The organism is Candidatus Neptunochlamydia sp. REUL1 (assembly GCF_963457595.1).
In the GTDB taxonomy this organism is placed as follows: domain Bacteria; phylum Chlamydiota; class Chlamydiia; order Chlamydiales; family Simkaniaceae; genus Neptunichlamydia.
Genome location: NZ_OY735137.1, coordinates 1,803,585 through 1,822,882, shown reverse-complemented (window position 1 = coordinate 1,822,882; position 19,298 = coordinate 1,803,585). Strand labels below are relative to the sequence as shown.

The window sequence follows — 19,298 nt, the reverse complement described above, 5'->3', positions numbered from 1 at the left end:
ATTTTCTCTCGAACCTCCGCTATATGGTGAGTGATTTCGACTCCTCAAAAAGATCTGAAGCCATCGAAGATATGGCTGAATTAGTGAATAAGGATCCTGAGAGCCTTAAACAGCTTTATGGAGAGCAGTTTGAGAACGTCAAGAACCTCTTTAATCAAATGAATGAGGAGCTTGAAGAAAACCCTTATGACGCAGATCTCATCCTTAAGAAATATGCCTCTCCTCTTGAGAAAATTGCGCATCTTGCTGTCATGAAAGATCTAAAGCATTTAGAAAAAGAATTCTTGCAGCTTAACCCAGAGGAAGTCGTCAAAATTCACTCTAAGGTTCTTCAGAAGAACCAAGAGAAGAGCCTAGAAGAGCTTCAAGAGATTACTATCAAGAAGTTGAGAGAAGAATTAGTGATTAAAAAGAAGCGCCTTGCGCGACGCATCCGCCCTTGGATGGTTAGTGAAGCGAGTGAAACAGTTTCCCCTATTCTTAGTGGAGTCATAAAAAACGATAGCAAAGCGATAAAGGAAGGCCTTCGTCTTGCAGACGATATTCATAGTCAGTCTAAGAAAAAGAAGATCGCTCATATCTTAGGAATTCTAGCTCTTCTATTCGCAGCTGCATCTCTAGTAACAATGTGTGTCACTTGTCCTGCATTTCTTCCCTTCTTATTGGTCGGAATTGCAACAATTTTTGCCTTAGCAAGGGTCTTTGTCTACTCTGGATCTCTCGACTCTCGTGGATGGACCTTTGAACCGAAGAAATGTGTTCCTGAACTTATTCGAAAGAGAATCTGGGAAGAACCAAAACCTGAGATAAAGCAGCAAAAATTCCGACAGAAAGTCGTGAACCCTCTTGATTATGAGTACGAAAGTGTCCTGCCAAGCTGGTCTCTCAGCCCAGAGAAAATGGAAGCTATCCTTCCATCTCTTTCCCCTTCTCAAGAGTCTGTAGGATCCCAGAAATCACGCCATGTCGGACGCTTAGTCTCTCCATCTCGTTTAGACCCGCTATTGTGGTCCCCCCCGGTGAAGAGACAGCATTCCGAGCCTCACTCACCTCTGCACCTGTATGTCTAAGCAAAGCAACAGACCCTTCAATGGTTCTTAAAACAAGTTCCTTCGCCTCTCCATTCTTGAATCCAACAGTGATCCCGGCCTGAATCATAGCTTCAATGATTAGATAAATAAATGCAGGACTTGAACCCGTGAGAGCCGCAAAAGGATTCATTAACCTCTCATCAAGCCAAACTGTCGTCCCCAAAACCTTTAAAACCTGATCGACTTTTGTCTTGTCTTCTATTAACGCCTCATCCTCATCTGCTACTCCAATCAGCCCCATTCCACAAAGGAGGGGGATATTTGGAAGAAGCCGAAAGACTTTAGGATTGGAAAAAAGGCTTCTCAATCGCGATAGAGAGGTTCCTACAAGAATACTGAGAAGAAATACTCCCTTTTCTAAAACTGGATCAAGTTCTTCTGCAACTTCTTCAAGATCCTTAGGCTTTACTGCTAAAATTACAACATCACAGGAGTTTCCAATTTCTTCAAAAGAAGCGCAAAGTGTCACCCCCTTCTCTTTGGCCAAATCTTTGATATTGTCTGGGTGCCTTGTATAGAGAAAAACTTCTTCATGATCTTTGATGATTCGGGCCATGGCACTTCCCATCACCCCACATCCGACAATACCTACTTTCATATCGTATCCCTTGCGTTGAATGGGTTAACTTGTTAAATTTTCATATTCTATGAATAACGTAAATGTTCGCAAATCTTTTTTTTTGCTTCTCATTGGATGCGCCTCATATTTCTTCATCGACCAACAGATGACGCTACTGGTATCTCCCTATGCAAAAACTTATCGAATTGTCTTTAAAGGATGCACTCTATTAATCTTTCCTCCCCTCTATTTAGCTCTATCAGCAGGTGGATTTGTTATAGCTCGTCTGAAAAAAAGCAGCTGGAGCCTCCCCTTTTTTGAAATATTGGTCGCTCAATGTCTCTCTATCGCTTTTGCTAGGGTTTTCAAAATTCTAATTGGCCGAGCACGCCCCGATATTTTCCTGAAGAAGGGAGTCTACGGCTTTTACGGCTTTGAGTGGGATCATCACTTTCACTCATTTCCTTCTGGGCATTCGATGACTGCTTTTACCTTAGCCAGCTCTTTAGCTCTCCTCTTTCCCCGATTTCGCGTCTATTTCTTCTCCGTCGCAACTCTATTGACAACGAGCCGTATTTTCCTTTTAGGTCACTTCGCTAGTGATATTATTGGAACTGCAGCCATTTCTCTAGTGATTGCAGGTGGGGTTCATCATTTTATCAATTCCATTACAAGGAGCTCCTCTTATGAGACAACCTGATTATCCTATTGAACCTCTCATCCTAAACAGGTGGTCACCTCGAGCAATGTCGGGCGAACCTCTTTCAGATGATGAGCTTTTCCCCCTTTTCGAAGCCGCGAGATGGGCCCCCTCATCGCATAATGCGCAACCATGGCGATTTATATACGCAAAAAGAGAAACAGGGGCTTGGCGGGCTTTATTTAAGCTCCTCGTCCCTTTTAATCAGTCTTGGGTTGCCAATGCTTCCGTTTTGGTTGTCATTGCGTCGCATACTGTTTTTGAAAGTAGTGGAAAGCCTTCACTAACCCATAGCTTTGATACGGGAGCTGCGTGGGGAAATCTTGCCCTTGAAGGGGCTGCTCGTAACCTTGTAGTTCATGGAATGCAAGGTTTTGATTATAAAAAAGCTAAATGTGTTTGTGAACTGCACCATGATTATGCTATTGAAGCGATGATTGCTATAGGAAAACCTGGAAAGACAGAAGACCTTCCTCAAGATATCCAGGGGAAAGAGACTCCCTCATCTCGCAAACCCCTTAAAGAACTTATCATCAATCTAAATAAAAAAAGCTAAGTGGGCAATGCCCACTTAGCTTTTATACGGATACTAACGAAGCTTAAAACTTAAGCTGCAGTTTTTCTTCTGCGTCTTCTGCGAACTGGCTTAGCTGCAGTTTTCTTAGCAGTAGTTTTGTGCTTTTTGCGTCGAGTGGTTTTCTTCGCAGCTTTGCGCTTGGTAGTCTTACGCTTAGTAGCTTTTTTAGCTGTAGTTTTTTTGCGTCGAGTAGTTTTCTTCGCAGACTTACGCTTAGTAGCTTTTTTAGCTGTAGTTTTTTTAGCTGTAGTTTTTTTAGCTGTAGTTTTTTTAGCTGTAGTTTTTTTGCGTCGAGTGGTTTTCTTAGCAGCTTTACGCTTGGTAGTCTTACGCTTAGTAGCTTTTTTAGCTGTAGTTTTTTTGCGTCGAGTTGTTCTCTTAGCAGCTTTACGCTTAGTGGTTTTTCTAACAGCTTTTTTTCTAGTTGTCTTTTTTCTAGAAGAAGCTGCTTTTTTTCTTCGCTTAGCAGGCATGTATTGTGCTCCTTATTTGGAATTCCTTTTTGGTGATTTAAAGCTAGAATTTGCAAATGCTTTAAAAAACCTTACTTTGTCCTACAAACTTTAATATACAATTTTTGTAATAAAAAATAAAAATTATTTTTAATATTTAATTAAATTTATATTTTTAGTTTTACTAAAAAACAGCTCTGAAACTACTCTGAATACGATTTTGGAAAGAAAAGAAATTTAAAAAAAAATTGAAAGTTTTATAAACAAATGAAAAAAACACGAAAGTTATGAATAAAAAAAGACTAAAACTGAAGTTTTTTAAGATTAACGCCTTAAAGACTTTTTAAAAACCCAAAAGAATCTGAACTACAATTATTTGCAACTATTTAATAGTTGACGAACTAGATGACGACGAACATTAGAAAAACGACGCAGCCGTTTCGCTTTTAGCTTCTCTTTAAGGGGATTTTTTGTTGTTGGTCTAATATTTTGTTTCTTAATCATTGCGAATTTTTGTAATATTTAATACCAAAACTCTTGTATATGTTGAATAGTAATTATTGAAAACATCTTTTCTTAATTTGGTTATTTCAAGTATTTTATGGAAAACTCACCCATCTTATCTTCCCAAGAATTAAGATCACACTCTCGTTTTCTTTCAAGCACATCCTTCTGATTGATCACTTCTTGCTGCTTTGATGGTGGTGTTTGTTCGTAAAATCCAGGCGCAGCCAATTGTTCGTTTACTTTTTCGATCTTTGCTTCTGAATTTGCAATTTCCTTTTCGAGTCTTTCGATATCTCGCTTTAATCGGTTTCTTTCCTTTCTCTCTTCTTTCTTCTCTTCATAGTTCTTTTGCTTTCCTTCAGTTTTTGGAGCGATTTGATCTAAATAATCTCTTTCGTGTTCTTCTACAAATTCCTGATATCCTCCCTGGAAATCAACTAGACCTGTTGGCCTGAGCTCGATGATTCGATTAGCCACTTCTGAAATGAAATAGCGATTATGACTCACCATAACAAGAGTCCCTTTATACTCCTTGAGAGCTTGAATCAATGCATCGACACTTTCCATATCAAGATGATTAGTTGGTTCATCCAAAATAAGAAAATTTTGCTCAGACAACATGAGGTGTGCAAAGACAAGCCGAGCCCCTTCCCCTCCACTGAGTGCCCCGATTTTTTTTCGAACCGCATGCTCGTCAAAAAGCATTTGCCCTAAGATTTGCCTCACTTTTTGATCCGAAACCCCCTTTGAAACTCCACTAATCCAATCATATAGTGTCATGTCTTTACTCAAAATGCGGTGGAAGTTTTGAGGAAAGTATCCCCACTTAACGTGAGGTCCCCATCGAGACCCTCCTTGATCAGAAGCGATATTATTGGTAAGCATTTCAATTAATGTCGATTTCCCCATCCCATTAGGCCCAACAATCGCTACTTTTTCAAACCTTTCGACTTCAAAAGAAACTCCTTTTAATACAGAATGCTCTCCAAATGACTTTGTCAGGTCTTTTGCCACCAGAGCCCTTTGACCTGAAGGGCGGGCATAAGTAAATTGAAAGTGGGGATATTGCCTTGTTGAAGGGAGAAGTTGATACTCTTTTTCTTCTTCTTCGAGCTTTTCGATCATCCTTTCTCTGGAGCCTGCTTGGCGCGCTTTAGAAGCCTTAGCCTTAAAACGCGTTATAAAGCGCTGAATATCTTTCTTTCTTTTTGCAAAAGATTCAAGTTGAGACTCTTTTGCCACAATTCCTTTTGATTTTTCCTGCAGGAAGTGATCAAAATTCCCAATGTAGCGTCTCATTTCTGCATAATCGATATCTAAAATCTCCTGACAAACACGATTGAGGAAAAATCGATCGTGTGAGCTTAGGATGACCGTTCCGGGATAATCAATCAGATATCTCTCGAGCCATCGAATCGAAAAGAGGTCAAGGTAGTTGGTTGGTTCATCAAGCAAAAGGATTTCTGGTTGAACAAAGAGAACTTGGGCAAGAAGAACGCGTAGTTTATAACCACCCGATAAGGTATCGAGTGCCATCCCATGTCTTTTGGTTTCGATTCCAAGCCCGCTGAGAAGCTGAGCTGCTTTTGCCTCTGCGCGATACCCTCCCTGCATCGAAAGTTTCGATTCAATTTCGCTTATCTCCTCTGTTTCTCTATCTGTGAGTTTTTCCTTGCCTAAAAGAACCTCTTTCCTCTTAAGAACCTTCCAGAGCTCTGTATCCCCCATCATTACTACGTCTAGAACCGGCTCAGCGCCAAAGCGGTAGTAATCTTGGTCAAGTATTCCAACGCGTGCTTCTTTGGGAATTTGGACGTTTCCTCTGCTAGGTTCTAAAGATCCGCTGACGATTTTCAAAAAGGTTGTCTTCCCCGCACCATTAGCTCCAACAAGGCCATACCGTCTTTTAGAAGAAAAATGAAATGAAACACCTTGAAAGAGGATCCTATCCCCATAAATCATCGTAAGCCCGTCAATAGAAAACATGAAAAGTCCTTTACTTATAGTACGAAAAATTATATGTCTTAATGTTTTAGAAAGCACTTAAAAATTTCAAGGTTCTCAATGGACGATGAACATCGACCGATCGTGGTTCTCTATTATATGCCAACTTGCCTTTATTCGAAGAAGGTTCTTGAGTTTATTGAAAAACAAGGGATAGAAATCCCTTTGAAAAACATAGATGAAGATCCAAAGTCTACCGAAGAACTCCTTCATCTAGGCGGCAAATCCCAAACTCCCTGTCTATTTATTGATGGCAAACCTCTCTATGAATCTCAAGATATCATCGATTGGTTAAACGATAAGAAGGATCTATTAGCATGATAGGCCCCTCAAATCCAAAAAGAGTGATTTCTGTCTTTGTCCTTGCGATGTTGAATATCTCAATGATGGCAAGTCTCCGAAATCTTCCACTTCTCTCAGAGTTGGGATGGGGAATGCTTTTTTTCTTCGTCGTAGTAGCTGCTGTCTTCCTCATTCCTTGTGCCCTTGTTTCAGCTGAGCTAGCAACAGGCTGGACAAAATCGGGGGGAATCTATGTTTGGGTTCGAGAAGCTCTTGGGGATCGATGGGGGTTTTTCTCAATTTGGATGCAGTGGGTCCATAATGTAACGTGGTATCCAGCAATTCTTGCCTTTGTGGCTGCTACTCTCACCTATATCATCAACCCAGAGCTCGCGGCTAATAAGATCTATATTCAAGCAATTGTTCTCATTGTTTTCTGGGGTATGACTCTCATCAACTACTTTGGAGTGGAAACCTCGACGATTGTCAGTACCGTTGGAGTCATCATCGGGACAATCATCCCCGGGCTATTTATTATCGGATTGGGTGTGACTTGGGTTGCTCTAGGAAAACCCATTGAAATCCCCTTCCAAGCAGATAAGCTCCTTCCTAATTTTAGAGAGCTTGGGAGCCTTGTCTTTCTTGCTGGCCTTTTTCTCTCATTTGCAGGTTTTGAAGTTGCTGCGGGTTATGCAGGCGAAGTCAAAAATCCTCAAAAGAACTTTCCTAGAGCCATCATTATTGCAGCAATTGTCACTTTTTTCCTTGTTGTGCTAGGTGCCCTTTCGATTGGAATTGTGATTCCAAGGGATAAAATGAGCTTAGTTGCTGGTCTTATGGAAGCGATGAAGTTGTATTTAGCAAGCTATGGTCTAAGCTGGCTACTACCAGTGCTTGCAGGGCTCCTTGTTATAGGCGCCGTTGCTGAGGTGAACTCATGGATTATGGGGCCTGTAAAAGCGCTTCATACTACTTCTGTTCATGGAAATCTCCCTCCATTTTTTCAAAACCTTAATAAGCATGGAATGCCCACTCACCTTCTCTTATTTCAGGCAATTATTGTTACCATTTCATCATTCATTATTGTATATATGCCAACAGTGAGTACAGCCTATTGGATTTTAAGTGCCTTATCAGCACAGATGTATCTTATTATGTATGTCTTCATGTTTATTTCCGCGATCCGATTACGCTACACACACCCTCATGTTCCCAGGGTCTACCGTATTCCCCATCCTCATAGGGGAATTTGGCTTGTCTCATGCATTGGAATCCTAGCATCCTTGTTTGCGATTTTTATTGGATTTGTTCCCCCCCTTGGATTCGAAATCGGAAACCTCTTTGCTTATGAATCGCTACTCATCATCAGCCTACTCGTTATGGTTGCCATCCCTCTTATTATTTATCAGCTTCGGAAACCTTCATGGGTCCCTGAAAAACACCGAAAGTGATATACTCGTGCTATGTCTATTCCACTCGCTGAACAGTTAAGGCCACAATCCTTTGATGAGGTTGTAGGGCAGGACGCCCTTGTCGCCCTCCTTTTGAAAATTATTGAAAAGGGCCGTCCCCTGTCTATTTTATTATGGGGACCCCCAGGATGCGGAAAAACAACCATTGCACGTCTCTATGCAAAGGCATTTAACCGTCCTTTCATTCCTTTTACAGGTGTAATGAATGGAATTGCCGATATTAAGAAAGCAATACAAGAAGCAAAGTCCCGCCCTCTAACACACGGGCAGCCCATCCTTTTTATCGATGAGATTCACCGTTTCAATAAAGCACAGCAAGATGTATTTCTTCCCTGTATTGAAGATGGAACTGTAATTTTGATCGGGGCAACAACAGAAAACCCCTCCTTCACAATCAATAATGCCCTTCTCTCTCGCCTCCGCGTTTTGACTCTAGTAAACTTGGAACCAAAAGCCCTCACCAAAATCATTGCACGCTTTGAAGAAGACTCAAAAAAAATCTCCCTTACGCCTGAAGCTAAAAGTGCATTGATTGGATTTTCTCATGGTGACGGACGCCACCTTCTCAATACACTAGAAAACCTGCAAACCCTTCAAGAGGGAGAGGTAGATTTAAATACTCTTTGCGCTCTAGTTCAAAAAAAACCTGCAGCCTATGACCGTCATGATGATGGTCATTTTAATTTAATCTCTGCCCTGCATAAGTCTGTTCGAGGATCTGACCCTAATGCGGCACTCTATTATTTCGCACGAATGCTAGAGGGAGGAGAAGACCCTAACTACCTTGCCCGACGTATTGTTCGGATGGCAGTTGAAGATATAGGATTAGCTGACCCCCAAGCTCTGCCTCTATCTCTTGCAGCATGGCAAACTTATGAAAGACTAGGTTCTCCTGAAGGAGAGCTTGCTCTTGCTGAAATGATCCTTTACCTCTCCCTTGCCCCAAAAAGCAATGCTGCATATCAAGCGCTCAAAAAAGCTCAAAAATCAGCTAGCGAAAGCTCCCATCTAGATCCGCCTAAGGCAATCCTGAACGCTCCTACCAAGCTGATGAAAAAGCAGGGGTATGGACAAAACTATCAATATGACCACGATTATCCCCATGCTTTTTCAGGACAAAACTACTTTCCTGAAGAGATCGAGCGTCAAACGTACTACAGCCCCGTAAAGAGAGGATTTGAAAGAGAGATGGAAAGGCGGTGTGTATTTTTTGAAAACTTGCGTAAAATGCTTAATTCTAGCTAACTAAGACTTATATAAAGTAGTTATTTTAATCCTTTATTTTTTCTCCAATATTTCATACACTCTATGCGAAATCGGAGAAAACCTTATGACCAAGTGTGTTTTTGATAAGCCAACTCTAAACCAAATGTTTGATAGAACAAATGGATGTAAAATTGTCGGCCGCGTGTATAGCGAGACAGGGATGGCCTTCTTTACTCATGTGGTAGCAGCTTATCTAATTGGTCAAAAAGTTCTAAAACCGGGATTGATTGGAGCAACCTCCATTTTGTCCGCATACTCCCTAGCTATTTCAGATCATCTTTATTTCCAATCCGAAGAAAAAGCACATCAGCGCTCGCATAGATTTATCCGCGCCGTTGCAAATATGGGAATCACCTATTTAGTTTCTCGCCATATCATATCTGTGAACTGGAAGTGGCCAGTAATGTCTGTCTCACTAACAACCTACTTTTGTGAATTAGAAAAATCTAGAAGTGCTCGTCGCAATTAGAGCGCATTCCTTAAGACTATAAAAAAACCTTCAAGCTCCCGCGGCCCGCTAGAATCCTTTCGTCTCCTATCAAGCACACAGTCGCATTGAAGGTCCGAAGCTGCGTTGATCCTCTAGCTAAGTCCAGGTTGAGAAGCCGTAGCCTCAATCTAACCTGTCGCCTCTATAAGAGACATGATGACCAGAGTTGCCCAGGAAATGACCGCTTCAAGCGGATCTCTGAGAGCAACGCTCTCGACCTGAGGCTGCAACCTCCCTAGAACCCTAAGGTTCTAGCTTTTGCCAAAACTGTTGATGAGATTTATTAACCTCCCGCTCGCCACTCAGCAAGCTATTTGTTTGGCGTGTCGTTCTACACTTAATTTAGCACGGAAGCGATTAATTAATTAAGTCGTTTATTTAATATAATTCATAAAACTTTGACCTTCAGATAATGAAAGATCGTTATTAAAGTTGGCAACGACCCAGTTGAAATTTTCTAGTAGGTGCTCAACATCATGAGAATGAGTGAAATACTTGATTTGATATTGAAGCCAGATTAATTGATCATGCAGCTTTGTTTTTACTCCACCATCATTTGCCCGTGTGTGCAAGTAAGCATGCATAACATGGTAGGCTTTATGCACTTCGGCTTCAAGGTGCTTTGTATCAATAGGCTCTGCTGGCTTTTTTGGAAAAAACAATGCTTCGCTCATTGAGCCCCCTTGAGAAGCTCTTCTATCTCCGAAGAAAGGACTTTTCCCGCACCACCTTTTTCCTCAGATTGTTCTTTATTTTCTCCCATCTGATACAGACCATGACGAGAAAGAGAAACTGGAATCTTCCCCTGCTCATCGATAAAAAGAAGGCTTGTAGGAGCATTTCCATGAATTAACATCCCTTCCTGTCCCTTTGTGGGAACAATAACGAAATGGGGAAGCTCGTTTGCGATCCCCATCGCAATATTTGGCTCACTAGATTCATGGTAAAAGTTCATCATGGGAGAAGACCCTCCTCGAATGAATGTGGCCATATTTCCTTCCCGATCTCCTAACCCGACCGCGGCTCCCCCGTCTTTTAAGGGGAAAAAAGTCCCAACGATTTCCTGCTGTTCGTTTTTCATGATCATCGCAGGAAATGCTCCTCCTTGTAATTGGAGGCGAATGTTCCCCTCTCCATCATTTAAAGTTAGCAGGGTATTTTCGTCGTCGCCCTGCAGAATAATATTAGGGATCCCATTTGTCCCTTTTAGTACAATCCGACGTGCTTCTAAAGTTCCATCCGATTGAAAAAGATTGGGTCCTACGTAAGCAAAAAAACCGATCATCGCAATAAAGACACAAAGATTCGCAATAAAAAATATACGATTAAATCTAATAATTTGCCTTATTTTCATAAATCAATCCGTTGTTATTCCTGAATCAACAAATAGTAGTTAATTTTATTTAATTAAAGGAAATAATAATATTTTTGTTGATTTGTGTTTTCAGAGTTGTTAGAACAGAAAGTATGGAAAAATTTGATGTGATCATTATTGGCTCAGGTGCGGGGGGCGGGACCCTTGCCTATACGCTTGCTGAAACGGGCAAAAAAATTCTTATTGTTGAGCGGGGCGATTTTCTTCCCCGAGAAAAAGAAAACTGGGAGCCCCACTCTGTCTTTATTGAGGGCCGGTACAATCCTGGTGAAGAATGGCTCGATAAAAATGGAAAAAGCTTCACCCCAGGGACCCACTATTTTGTTGGTGGAAATACCAAATTTTATGGCGCGGCTCTTATTCGCCTCCGAAAGGAAGATTTCGAAGAATTAAAACACTATGATGGAGTTTCTCCAAAGTGGCCATTAACCTATGAGGACTTCCAACCCTACTACCTTAAAGCCGAGGAGCTATACTCCGTCCATGGCCTTAGAGGTGAAGACCCTACAGAACCTCCTGAGAACTCCCCCTACTTCAATCCGCCCCTATCTCATGAACCCCGTATTCAAGAGATCTTTGATCAAATTAAACAAAGCGGTCATAAGCCTTTTCCCCTCCCCGTTGGAATTCGCCTCAACGAGAAAAACCGAGAAAAGAGTCAGTGTGTCAGATGTGATACCTGTGATGGATTTCCCTGCTTGGTGGACGCCAAAGCCGATGCCCATACAACCTGTATCCGCAAAGCCCTAGAACATGAAAATGTCACTCTAAAAACTGGGGTAAAGATTAATCGCCTCCTGACTTCAGGGAGAAAAATCACAGCAATCGAAGGCGAGGAGAGTGGCAAGCCCATCACATTGGAGGGAAATCTAATCGTCCTTTCCTGTGGCGCCATTAACTCTTCTGCGATCCTTTTAAAATCAAAAAACAATGAACATCCCAACGGACTCGCAAATAGTTCTGGCCTTGTTGGCCGTAATTACATGTGCCATAACAATTCCGCAATCGTCGCAATTTCGACCAAGAAAAACCCCACGCATTTCCAAAAAACTCTCGCAGTCAATGATTATTATTTTGGCGCAGATGATTCAGAGTATCCCTTGGGACATATCCAACTCCTTGGAAAAGTGAAAAAAGAGATGCTTGAAGGGGATGCGCCCGCTCTAACACCGGGCATAGCCCTTGAGGAAATGGCAGATCATGCAATCGGATGGTGGATCACATCGGAGGATCTCCCTGATACGGAGAACCGCGTCGAAATTTCCCCTGAAGGACAAATCGTTCTGCACTACACTCAGAATAATATGGAGGCCCACGAGCGTCTGCTGAAAAAACTGAAAAAAATGCTCGAGTCCTGCGGGACCCATACCCATATCTTCCCTAGCAGTGTCTATCTATCCAAGAAAATTCCTCTAGCTGCAGTTGCCCATCAAGTTGGAACCTGCTGCTTTGGAACTGACTCAAGCTCTTCGGTTCTGGATACCAACTGCAAAGCTCATGATCTCGATAACCTCTATATTGTCGATGGGTCCTTCTTTCCCTCTATTTCAGGAGTGAATCCAGGACTGACTATCATCGCAAATGCAATTCGAGTGGGTGAGCACTTGAAGAAAGCTCTATAACTTGATTGATTCGCTCATGAATTTCAGGATTGTCCGCCAAGATTGGGAGAGCAAGTGGAGAACAGTAATGCTAAATTACGCTAAATAACACCTACAATATTACATTTCCTCTTCGACATAAGAATCTCTCATTTTGACCTCTCACCTGACGCATTAAAAATTCAATTTTACAGAAGATAAGCATTTTTTATAATTTTTGATTTTGTAAGTCATTCTAAATCAGTATCGAAATTTTTCAAAAACCATGATTTTATAAAGTTTGCACCAGAACCGCTTTATTAGATGGACTTCAGACTTAAAAAAAACGCGCATAAAAACCAATAATACACTTATAATCAGAAAGATAAATATTATTATATAAATTTATTTTTATATAATACTTTATTTATTATGTTTATTTTTGTATAATAGATATATCTTAATAAAGTAGGAGATATATTATGAGGGCTATATTTAGATCTTGCGGATTATTATGTACAGGATCTTTTGGAGCTTGCCTTGTTGCGGACAAGCTTGATTTAGAAAATCCAGTTGATCCGATTGACTACAAAGTAGGTGAAATTTCTAGGCAAGCTTTTCAGTCATTAAAATGGAATGCTAATTCTTTGATACAAAAAGGTGTTGATCAATTTCCTAGGCTTGGGTGGGAATATGTTCGTTGTTTAGAGGAAAAAAATAAAAACCAGTTAAAACAAGGCCCCTCTGCTGTCGAATTAGGGCATTCATTTTTTGGCAAGTATGAAAAATTGCCAACTTTCAGAGGAGATACTTGGAAAGCAGAGTCTTCTGGTTTTTTTCCTCCTATGCTGTCATACTCTAGGTGGAATAAAGGGTTTCTGTTTAATCAGGCTTTTGTGACCGATAAAGGTGCCCCAGGATCTGAAGATTATACCGGTGGAATTACAGGAGGAGCAGTATCACAATCATTAAATCCAACAGTTGCAAAATGTTTTGCTAGCAACAGTTATATATATGGAATTTCTGCCGATAAAACTAATTCCTTTTCAACAGCCGCTCATATGGAAAGAGATGATGATGACCTAGAACAAAGAGAAATAGTTTCTACATCTATTCAACCCTCTCAATTTTTGTTTATTGCTAAATTGGATCATGATCAAAATATTACAAGCTTTAAGAGGGGGCCTGTTTCTCTTGATCATCTTCCCAGAACAAAAGAAATGGAGCTTTTTCTAGATCAAATTAGAAGTTCTTCTACACTATCTGAATCGGAAAAAAATGATATTCAAAAAATGAAAAAAGAGTGGGCAGAAGTTAGCCCAGAAGAGCCAATTCCAGCTATAGATCTTTTTGTGAAAGAAATGGCATCCAGTCCTGAAGAACTAGCTCAAAGAGCAAAAATACGAATTCAAAATAGAGACCAAAGTTAAGGAGGCTGTAAGAATAACTGTGTAAATGAAAAAATGTTATAAATAAAGTGACTTAAATTAGTTATAGGCAGTGCTCCTTGAAAAGTTCGTCTATTCCACATTGATATTTTCTTCGCTTAGACTTTGCCTGTGCCCACTTGTGTTCAATAGGGTTTAGATCAGGGGAATAGGGAGGAAGATATTCCAAGGTATGGCCTGCAGCGTGGATCTTCTCTTGCATAGATTTGCTTTTATGGAATGAAGCATTATCCATAACCAGAATACTTTCAGAGGGAAGTTTCGGTAGCAAGTCCTCCTCTGCCCAAATGGAAAAGGCATCTGTATTAATATTGCACTCGAATAACGCAAGTGTAAGGAGGCTTGTTCCAAGTAATGCCCCTATTGCATTTGTTCTTCCTTTTGCTCCCCAATCATGAGTGCCAAAACATCGTTGTCCTATTTTGGAGTAACCGTGGGTGCGAGGCATATCATGGGCAAACCCGCTTTCATCAATATATACAATTGGCTTTCCCAAACGTTTATATTCTGCGATTTTTCCTTGAAAGATTTGTCTTTTTGTTTCGCAGGCCTTGGGATGGTTGAGCGTTTTTTTTATAGCTAATTCTTAACCTCTTCATGGCACACCGAATGCCTGAAGTGCTTACTTTGAGACGATGTGCTCGTTCATAGTTGAAGGCATCAGGGTATTTCTTGATATCCTCTATCAAGATCTCTCTATCAATCTTTATTGCAGGTCTGATTTTAGTGCGCCTCGGCTCTAACCTCTTAGACCAGAGAAACACACTATTTACACTTATTCCAAAGCGTCTTGCTACTTTGGCAAAGCTTAATTTTTCTTTGCTCCGGATCAATAGAACTTTTTTTCTAAAATCTAGCGAATATGTCATTCAAAAAATTATAACTAAAACGAAATATTTTAGCTATATCTACTTTAGTATGCGGAATACACGACTATTTTTTGCAAAAGAGCCGAGAAATCTACTTCATGATCCATTGGTGAAATAGGCTTGGCGGAACTTTTCGTACCGTTGGACTTCAAGGCCCTCTAAGAAACAAGAGATTAAAAAATCCGATGAAGAGATCCGTTTTACATTAAGACTTCCAAGAAATATGATCGAAGAGATTGATAAGTGACCTTGCCCCGATTTTGTGGACGGTTTTAATATAGGCTTTTTTGGTACTTTTCTTCAAATTTTGTTGGGCTTACGTATCCCAATGTTGAGTGTCTTCTTTTAGTATTGTAATAACACTCTATGTAGTTAAATATTTCATTTTCAGCATCTTTCACATCCTTGTAAATCTAGCCTCTTACACACTCTCTCTTCAAGGTGCTAAAAAAACTCTCCATTGCAGCATTGTCATAGCAGCTTCCTTTGCTGCTCATACTTCCTATGATTCCGTTGTGCTCAAGAAGCTTTTCAACTGATTGTGACCCATATTGTACTCCTTGGTCTGAATGAAAAATTAGTCCTTTTTTTGAACCTTTTCTTCTTACCATTGCTTGTTCTAATGCCTGAACAACAACCTCTTGTCTCATGTGTGATTTCACATTGTGACTTACGATTTTTCTGGAGTAAAGGTCCATGATCGCACACAAGTATGCCCATCCTTTCCCTGTGCGGATATAGGTGATATCGCTGACCCACTTATAGTTTTGTGATGAGGCATGAAAATCCTGCTTAAGAAGGTTGGGTTTCTTTTGATCCACAACTCTTTTTACTCCCTTCCATTTCTTAGGAACTTTTGCTGACAACCCCTTCTTTTTCATGATTTTAGACACTCTTTTTCTGCCACATGCGTATCCTTTTTCTTTGAGATCTACCCATATTTTCGGGCTGCCTGCTCTTGATTTATGTTCATGAAAAAGTACTTCGATTTCTCCTTCTAAGATCTTTTCTTCTTGGGCTCTTTTACCATGGGAGGAAGTCAAAAAGCGGTAATAGCCGCTTTTTGACACCCTGAATACCTTGGACATCTTCTCTATGGAATGCTGGTTCCTTAGCTTTTTCATAATTCTGTATCTGCTTTTGACATTGTTGAGAAGATGCCCATGGCTTTTTTTAGGATGTCTCTTTCCTCTTTTAAGATGCGATTCTCTTTTCTGAGTTTTCTCATATCTTCATCTTCTTTTTTTTGACTTGCCGTTTTGATAAGCTCTCCCTTTCGATTGAGTCCTAACCAGTAGCTAAGCGTTGATTTACCAATTCCTAAATCATGTGCCACGTCTTTGATTTTCATCCTTTCTTCTCTGACTAAACGAACTGCATTGGCTTTGAATTCTTCGTCAAATTTCTTCATTCTTTTAAACTCCTCATTTTCTTGAAAAGTCTATATCATATCCGTCCACTTTTTCGGGACAAGGTCAAAGATTAGAAAAGATCAGGTTGGCTCCGTTTCTAGGAAGACATGGATATTGCAGATAATATCAGAAAAACTGGCATCAAAATGATATTGTGTTGGTGTTATTATTGGGAGTGTTGTAAAAGAAAAGGAGCCCTGAGGTAGAGCTCCTAAAATAGATGTTTTTATCTATGATCGAAGAGATTGCAAATGTGATTTTACGTCATTATGGTCCAAATAAGCTCTAACAGAATGTTCACCACCGTGTGAATGATTAATGGTTCTGGGGAGATCTCTATCGATTTGTCTTACCATCCAATCAAATGGTTTTGCTACCACATTAGTAACTAAATCCTCTTTGAACTGAAAATTTATAACGCTATTAGCAAATTCATCGGGAACTGTCACCATACCCCCCAAAGTGACAACATGTATTCGATCTTTAAGTGATCTGAGGTTTTGTAGAGCACGGTACCCTATATCTGCAGCTTGACTATGTAAAACTAAGACAGCATTTCCTGAATGTTGTTCGTTATTCAGAAAATTTGACACTTTTTGTGCTAATGCATCTGCAAGATCGTTTTTTTCTTTTTGGATCTGAACATAGTCATATGCAGCTCCCAATCCCGCAGCAGTACTCAAAACGCCAATAGCCCTACTTTTGAACTTATCTGCGTCTTCCTCAGATTCCTTTTTTAGTGTGTATAATCCACCAAGAACTGCCGCTCCAGTAAGTAGTGCATCAGCAGCCATTCTTTCTAATGTTGCTGTGTCGTTTGGGATAACATCTATAATGTTTCGTATAGAAATTTCTGCGTCTGATTGGAGGTCCAGAGAGGACTGTAGTTGATCAGCTAAGGTTCCTCTAGAAGGATCATTGTTAGCAACTCCATTCATAACAAAGAATTTATTTACTGTGTTTATACTTCCAACATCCATAGACATAACAAAGACCTTTGTTTAATTTCGTAAAGGGACCAACACTATAGATTAGCGGTTCGAATACGTTCAATGTTTTTATACAGAAACGTCAGAATCAAGCTTTACCCCCATAGAGTCTCAAAAAGTATACTTTTGTTAACTATCACTTGACTGCGTATTACTCTATGTCTCATAATGGCGCTTCTTACATGGTCTTAAGAATTATGAGACAAAAGAATAAGGAGCACGATATGACAAAAGTAGGATATGACCTTGCCCCGATTTTGTGGACGGTTTTAATATAGGCTTTTTTGGCACTTTTCTTCAAATTTTGTTGGGCTTACGTATCCCAATGTTGAGTGTCTTCTTTTAGTATTGTAATAACACTCTATGTAGTTAAATATTTCATTTTCAGCATCTTTCACATCCTTGTAAATCTTGCCTCTTACACACTCTCTCTTCAAGGTGCTAAAGAAACTCTCCATTGCAGCATTGTCATAGCAGCTTCCTTTGCTGCTCATACTTCCTATGATTCCGTTGTGCTCAAGAAGCTTTTCAACTGATTGTGACCCATATTGTACTCCTTGGTCTGAATGAAAAATTAGTCCTTTTTTTGAACCTTTTCTTCTTACCATTGCTTGTTCTAATGCCTGAACAACAACCTCTTGTCTCATGTGTGATTTCACATTGTGACTTACGATTTTTCTGGAGTAAAGGTCCATGATCGCACACAAGTATGCCCATCCTTTCCCTGTGCGGATATAGGTGATATCGCTGACCCACTTATAGTTTTGTGATGAGGCATGAAAATCCTGCTTAAGAAGGTTGGGTTTCTTTTGATCCACAACTCTTTTTACTCCCTTCCATTTCTTAGGAACTTTTGCTGACAACCCCTTCTTTTTCATGATCTTAGCCACTCTTTTTCTGCCACATGCGTATCCTTTTTCTTTAAGATCTACCCATATTTTCGGGCTGCCTGCTCTTGATTTATGTTCATGGAAAAGTACTTCAATTTCTCCTTCTAAGATCTTTTCTTCTTGGGCTCTTTTACCATGGGAGGAAGTCAAAAAGCGGTAATAGCCGCTTTTTGACACCCTGAATACCTTGGACATCTTCTCTATGGAATGCTGGTTCCTTAGCTTTTTCATAATTCTGTATCTGCTTTTGACATTGATGAGAAGATGCCCATGGCTTTTTTTAGGATGTCTCTTTCCTCTTTTAAGATGCGATTCTCTTTTCTGAGTTTTCTCATATCTTCATCTTCTTTTTTTTGACTTGCCGTTTTGATAAGCTCTCCCTTTCGATTGAGTCCTAACCAGTAGCTAAGCGTTGATTTACCAATTCCTAAATCATGTGCCACGTCTTTGATTTTCATCCTTTCTTCTCTGACTAAACGAACTGCATTGGCTTTGAATTCTTCGTCAAATTTCTTCATTCTTTTAAACTCCTCATTTTCTTGAAAAGTCTATATCATATCCGTCCACTTTTTCGGGGCAAGGTCAATACGCAAGAGTCAGTTCAATTGGACAAAGCTTGTCTGTACAACGCAGTAAACTAAAAGACTGCGGTAAACTCTTCGAAGAGAAATCTAGTGGACTTGATGGAAATAGGCAGCAGCTTAGAGAATGCCTTGATTATGTTAGAGAAGGTGATGTGCTTATTGTGACAAGATTAGATCGCCTGGCACGATCAACACTGCACTTATGTCAAATCGCTGAGCTTCTTCAAAAGAAAGGTGTTACTCTTGTTGTAAGAGACCAGCAGATTGATACGGATACTTCATCTGGTAGATTATTATTTAACATGCTTGGAGCTATCGGGCAGTTCGAAACAGAGATAAGAGCAGAGAGACAGGCAGAGGGGATTCTGAAAGCAAGAGAGAATGGAGTGAGATTTGGGAGGAAAAGAACGATCACTGACAAGCAAGTCCAGGAAGTAAAAGATAAGAGAGCTCATGGTGTCTTAATCAAAGACCTCATGAAAGAGTATAACCTGTCGAAGCCAAGCATCTATAGATATCTTGCTGATCAGGCTACTTAAGATTATCCCAGTTGTATAAAGACTTTTGTCTCTTTACAAAGCGATGTATTTCGAGCTGCATGTCTTTGTAGTCATCAACATTCGAATCTGTTGAAGTATCTTCCGAATTGGCTGGCTCGTAGAGGTCTTCTTCAGTTTGCTCGAATCCTGGGATGTTTTGATCACTATTGGGGGTAATCATAAGATCTACCTTCTATTAAAGCGTTAATGTG

Annotated in this window: 21 protein-coding genes and 2 pseudogenes; 9 read left to right on the top strand and 14 right to left on the bottom strand. The window is 40.2% G+C overall.

Going from position 1 to position 19,298, the window contains the following annotated elements:
- Positions 1-906: 906 nt before the first annotated feature.
- Positions 907-1,689: a pyrroline-5-carboxylate reductase gene (gene proC / locus R2I63_RS09730; protein ID WP_316357300.1), complete on the bottom strand. Its 783-nt coding sequence runs from the start codon at positions 1,687-1,689 to the stop codon at positions 907-909.
- A gap of 127 nt (positions 1,690-1,816) precedes the next feature.
- Between proC and R2I63_RS09725 the strand changes: the two genes are divergently transcribed.
- Positions 1,817-2,350, top strand: a complete 534-nt coding sequence (locus R2I63_RS09725) for a phosphatase PAP2 family protein (RefSeq protein WP_316357298.1) — start codon at positions 1,817-1,819, stop codon at positions 2,348-2,350.
- Positions 2,337-2,906 (top strand): nitroreductase family protein, encoded by a 570-nt coding sequence (locus R2I63_RS09720; RefSeq protein WP_316357296.1) that lies wholly within the window; start codon positions 2,337-2,339, stop codon positions 2,904-2,906. The genes R2I63_RS09725 and R2I63_RS09720 overlap by 14 nt, the downstream gene beginning before the upstream one ends.
- A 50-nt stretch (positions 2,907-2,956) precedes the next feature.
- Here the strand turns inward: R2I63_RS09720 and R2I63_RS09715 are convergent, their stop codons facing one another.
- The gene (locus R2I63_RS09715; protein WP_316357294.1) at positions 2,957-3,400 is read right to left on the bottom strand and encodes a hypothetical protein; all 444 of its coding nucleotides are present in this window, start codon (positions 3,398-3,400) and stop codon (positions 2,957-2,959) included.
- A 564-nt stretch (positions 3,401-3,964) separates the two neighbouring features.
- Complete coding sequence (gene abc-f, locus R2I63_RS09710; protein WP_316357291.1) at positions 3,965-5,872, bottom strand: ribosomal protection-like ABC-F family protein; 1,908 nt, start codon at positions 5,870-5,872, stop codon at positions 3,965-3,967.
- Between the two features lie 78 nt (positions 5,873-5,950).
- Here abc-f and R2I63_RS09705 point away from each other — a divergent pair, with 78 nt between their 5' ends.
- The 4 genes from R2I63_RS09705 to R2I63_RS09690 all read left to right on the top strand — a co-directional run bounded on the left by R2I63_RS09705 (position 5,951) and on the right by R2I63_RS09690 (position 9,379).
- Positions 5,951-6,211, top strand: a complete 261-nt coding sequence (locus R2I63_RS09705) for a glutaredoxin family protein (protein WP_316357289.1) — start codon at positions 5,951-5,953, stop codon at positions 6,209-6,211.
- A complete protein-coding gene (locus R2I63_RS09700) occupies positions 6,208-7,623 on the top strand; it encodes an amino acid permease (protein ID WP_316357287.1) in 1,416 nt (471 codons plus the stop codon). The genes R2I63_RS09705 and R2I63_RS09700 overlap by 4 nt, the downstream gene beginning before the upstream one ends.
- Positions 7,624-7,635: 12 nt before the next feature.
- Entirely contained in the window at positions 7,636-8,889 is a 1,254-nt protein-coding gene (locus R2I63_RS09695; RefSeq protein ID WP_316357285.1) for a replication-associated recombination protein A, read from the top strand.
- Between the two features lie 85 nt (positions 8,890-8,974).
- On the top strand, positions 8,975-9,379 hold the full coding sequence (locus R2I63_RS09690) for a hypothetical protein (RefSeq protein ID WP_316357283.1): 405 nt from the start codon (positions 8,975-8,977) through the stop codon (positions 9,377-9,379).
- Positions 9,380-9,774: 395 nt separating this feature from the next.
- On the opposite strand, the gene R2I63_RS09685 is transcribed toward R2I63_RS09690, so the two are convergent.
- Together R2I63_RS09685 and R2I63_RS09680 are read right to left on the bottom strand one after the other, a co-directional pair.
- On the bottom strand, positions 9,775-10,074 hold the full coding sequence (locus R2I63_RS09685) for a hypothetical protein (protein ID WP_316357281.1): 300 nt from the start codon (positions 10,072-10,074) through the stop codon (positions 9,775-9,777).
- Positions 10,071-10,685 carry a hypothetical protein gene (locus R2I63_RS09680; protein ID WP_316357279.1) on the bottom strand — a complete coding sequence of 205 codons (615 nt, stop codon included), beginning with the start codon at positions 10,683-10,685 and terminating at the stop codon, positions 10,071-10,073. The genes R2I63_RS09685 and R2I63_RS09680 overlap by 4 nt, the downstream gene beginning before the upstream one ends.
- Before the next feature lie 182 nt (positions 10,686-10,867).
- On the opposite strand from R2I63_RS09680, the gene R2I63_RS09675 reads away from it, so the two are divergent.
- The gene (locus R2I63_RS09675; RefSeq protein WP_316357277.1) at positions 10,868-12,397 is read left to right on the top strand and encodes a GMC family oxidoreductase; all 1,530 of its coding nucleotides are present in this window, start codon (positions 10,868-10,870) and stop codon (positions 12,395-12,397) included.
- Positions 12,398-12,837: 440 nt separating this feature from the next.
- On the top strand, positions 12,838-13,785 hold the full coding sequence (locus R2I63_RS09670) for a hypothetical protein (RefSeq protein WP_316357276.1): 948 nt from the start codon (positions 12,838-12,840) through the stop codon (positions 13,783-13,785).
- A 61-nt stretch (positions 13,786-13,846) separates the two neighbouring features.
- On the opposite strand, the gene R2I63_RS09665 is transcribed toward R2I63_RS09670, so the two are convergent.
- The 8 genes and pseudogenes from R2I63_RS09665 to R2I63_RS09635 all read right to left on the bottom strand — a co-directional run bounded on the left by R2I63_RS09665 (position 13,847) and on the right by R2I63_RS09635 (position 18,481).
- Positions 13,847-14,317: an IS630 family transposase gene (locus tag R2I63_RS09665; protein ID WP_316359762.1), complete on the bottom strand. Its 471-nt coding sequence runs from the start codon at positions 14,315-14,317 to the stop codon at positions 13,847-13,849.
- Entirely contained in the window at positions 14,304-14,672 is a 369-nt protein-coding gene (locus R2I63_RS09660; RefSeq protein ID WP_316357274.1) for an IS630 transposase-related protein, read from the bottom strand. The genes R2I63_RS09665 and R2I63_RS09660 overlap by 14 nt, the downstream gene beginning before the upstream one ends.
- A gap of 272 nt (positions 14,673-14,944) precedes the next feature.
- On the bottom strand, positions 14,945-15,073 hold the full coding sequence (locus R2I63_RS10755) for an IS3 family transposase (RefSeq protein WP_445083643.1): 129 nt from the start codon (positions 15,071-15,073) through the stop codon (positions 14,945-14,947).
- 12 nt (positions 15,074-15,085) lie between these two features.
- A pseudogene (locus R2I63_RS09655) lies at positions 15,086-15,826 on the bottom strand (IS3 family transposase); the annotation flags it as partial.
- Positions 15,793-16,083 (bottom strand): transposase, encoded by a 291-nt coding sequence (locus R2I63_RS09650; RefSeq protein WP_316357272.1) that lies wholly within the window; start codon positions 16,081-16,083, stop codon positions 15,793-15,795. The pseudogene R2I63_RS09655 and the gene R2I63_RS09650, both read right to left, overlap by 34 nt.
- Before the next feature lie 231 nt (positions 16,084-16,314).
- Positions 16,315-17,070 (bottom strand): hypothetical protein, encoded by a 756-nt coding sequence (locus tag R2I63_RS09645; RefSeq protein ID WP_316357271.1) that lies wholly within the window; start codon positions 17,068-17,070, stop codon positions 16,315-16,317.
- 272 nt (positions 17,071-17,342) lie between these two features.
- A pseudogene (locus R2I63_RS09640) lies at positions 17,343-18,224 on the bottom strand (IS3 family transposase); the annotation flags it as partial.
- Positions 18,191-18,481 (bottom strand): transposase, encoded by a 291-nt coding sequence (locus R2I63_RS09635; protein ID WP_316357269.1) that lies wholly within the window; start codon positions 18,479-18,481, stop codon positions 18,191-18,193. The gene R2I63_RS09635 and the pseudogene R2I63_RS09640, both read right to left, overlap by 34 nt.
- 32 nt (positions 18,482-18,513) lie before the next feature.
- On the opposite strand from R2I63_RS09635, the gene R2I63_RS09630 reads away from it, so the two are divergent.
- Positions 18,514-19,086, top strand: coding sequence for a recombinase family protein (locus tag R2I63_RS09630; RefSeq protein ID WP_316359809.1), 573 nt, complete (start codon positions 18,514-18,516; stop codon positions 19,084-19,086).
- Here the strand turns inward: R2I63_RS09630 and R2I63_RS09625 are convergent.
- Positions 19,079-19,267 (bottom strand): hypothetical protein, encoded by a 189-nt coding sequence (locus tag R2I63_RS09625; RefSeq protein WP_316357267.1) that lies wholly within the window; start codon positions 19,265-19,267, stop codon positions 19,079-19,081. The genes R2I63_RS09630 and R2I63_RS09625 overlap by 8 nt on opposite strands.
- Positions 19,268-19,298: the final 31 nt, after the last annotated feature.

Excerpts from the sequence above, each read along its gene's own strand:
- R2I63_RS09645 (WP_316357271.1), bottom strand. The coding sequence starts at position 17,070 with ATGTCTATGGATGTTGGAAGTATAAACACAGTAAATAAATTCTTTGTT.
- R2I63_RS09675 (WP_316357277.1), top strand. The coding sequence starts at position 10,868 with ATGGAAAAATTTGATGTGATCATTATTGGCTCAGGTGCGGGGGGCGGG.
- R2I63_RS09705 (WP_316357289.1), top strand. The coding sequence starts at position 5,951 with ATGGACGATGAACATCGACCGATCGTGGTTCTCTATTATATGCCAACT.
- R2I63_RS09625 (WP_316357267.1), bottom strand. The coding sequence starts at position 19,267 with ATGATTACCCCCAATAGTGATCAAAACATCCCAGGATTCGAGCAAACT.
- R2I63_RS09680 (WP_316357279.1), bottom strand. The coding sequence starts at position 10,685 with ATGATCGGTTTTTTTGCTTACGTAGGACCCAATCTTTTTCAATCGGAT.
- R2I63_RS09720 (WP_316357296.1), top strand. The coding sequence starts at position 2,337 with ATGAGACAACCTGATTATCCTATTGAACCTCTCATCCTAAACAGGTGG.
- R2I63_RS09695 (WP_316357285.1), top strand. The coding sequence starts at position 7,636 with ATGTCTATTCCACTCGCTGAACAGTTAAGGCCACAATCCTTTGATGAG.
- R2I63_RS09670 (WP_316357276.1), top strand. The coding sequence starts at position 12,838 with ATGAGGGCTATATTTAGATCTTGCGGATTATTATGTACAGGATCTTTT.
- proC (WP_316357300.1), bottom strand. The coding sequence starts at position 1,689 with ATGAAAGTAGGTATTGTCGGATGTGGGGTGATGGGAAGTGCCATGGCC.
- R2I63_RS09650 (WP_316357272.1), bottom strand. The coding sequence starts at position 16,083 with ATGAAGAAATTTGACGAAGAATTCAAAGCCAATGCAGTTCGTTTAGTC.
- R2I63_RS09660 (WP_316357274.1), bottom strand. The coding sequence starts at position 14,672 with ATGACATATTCGCTAGATTTTAGAAAAAAAGTTCTATTGATCCGGAGC.
- R2I63_RS09690 (WP_316357283.1), top strand. The coding sequence starts at position 8,975 with ATGACCAAGTGTGTTTTTGATAAGCCAACTCTAAACCAAATGTTTGAT.
- abc-f (WP_316357291.1), bottom strand. The coding sequence starts at position 5,872 with ATGTTTTCTATTGACGGGCTTACGATGATTTATGGGGATAGGATCCTC.
- R2I63_RS09715 (WP_316357294.1), bottom strand. The coding sequence starts at position 3,400 with ATGCCTGCTAAGCGAAGAAAAAAAGCAGCTTCTTCTAGAAAAAAGACA.
- R2I63_RS09725 (WP_316357298.1), top strand. The coding sequence starts at position 1,817 with ATGACGCTACTGGTATCTCCCTATGCAAAAACTTATCGAATTGTCTTT.
- R2I63_RS09685 (WP_316357281.1), bottom strand. The coding sequence starts at position 10,074 with ATGAGCGAAGCATTGTTTTTTCCAAAAAAGCCAGCAGAGCCTATTGAT.
- R2I63_RS09700 (WP_316357287.1), top strand. The coding sequence starts at position 6,208 with ATGATAGGCCCCTCAAATCCAAAAAGAGTGATTTCTGTCTTTGTCCTT.
- R2I63_RS09635 (WP_316357269.1), bottom strand. The coding sequence starts at position 18,481 with ATGAAGAAATTTGACGAAGAATTCAAAGCCAATGCAGTTCGTTTAGTC.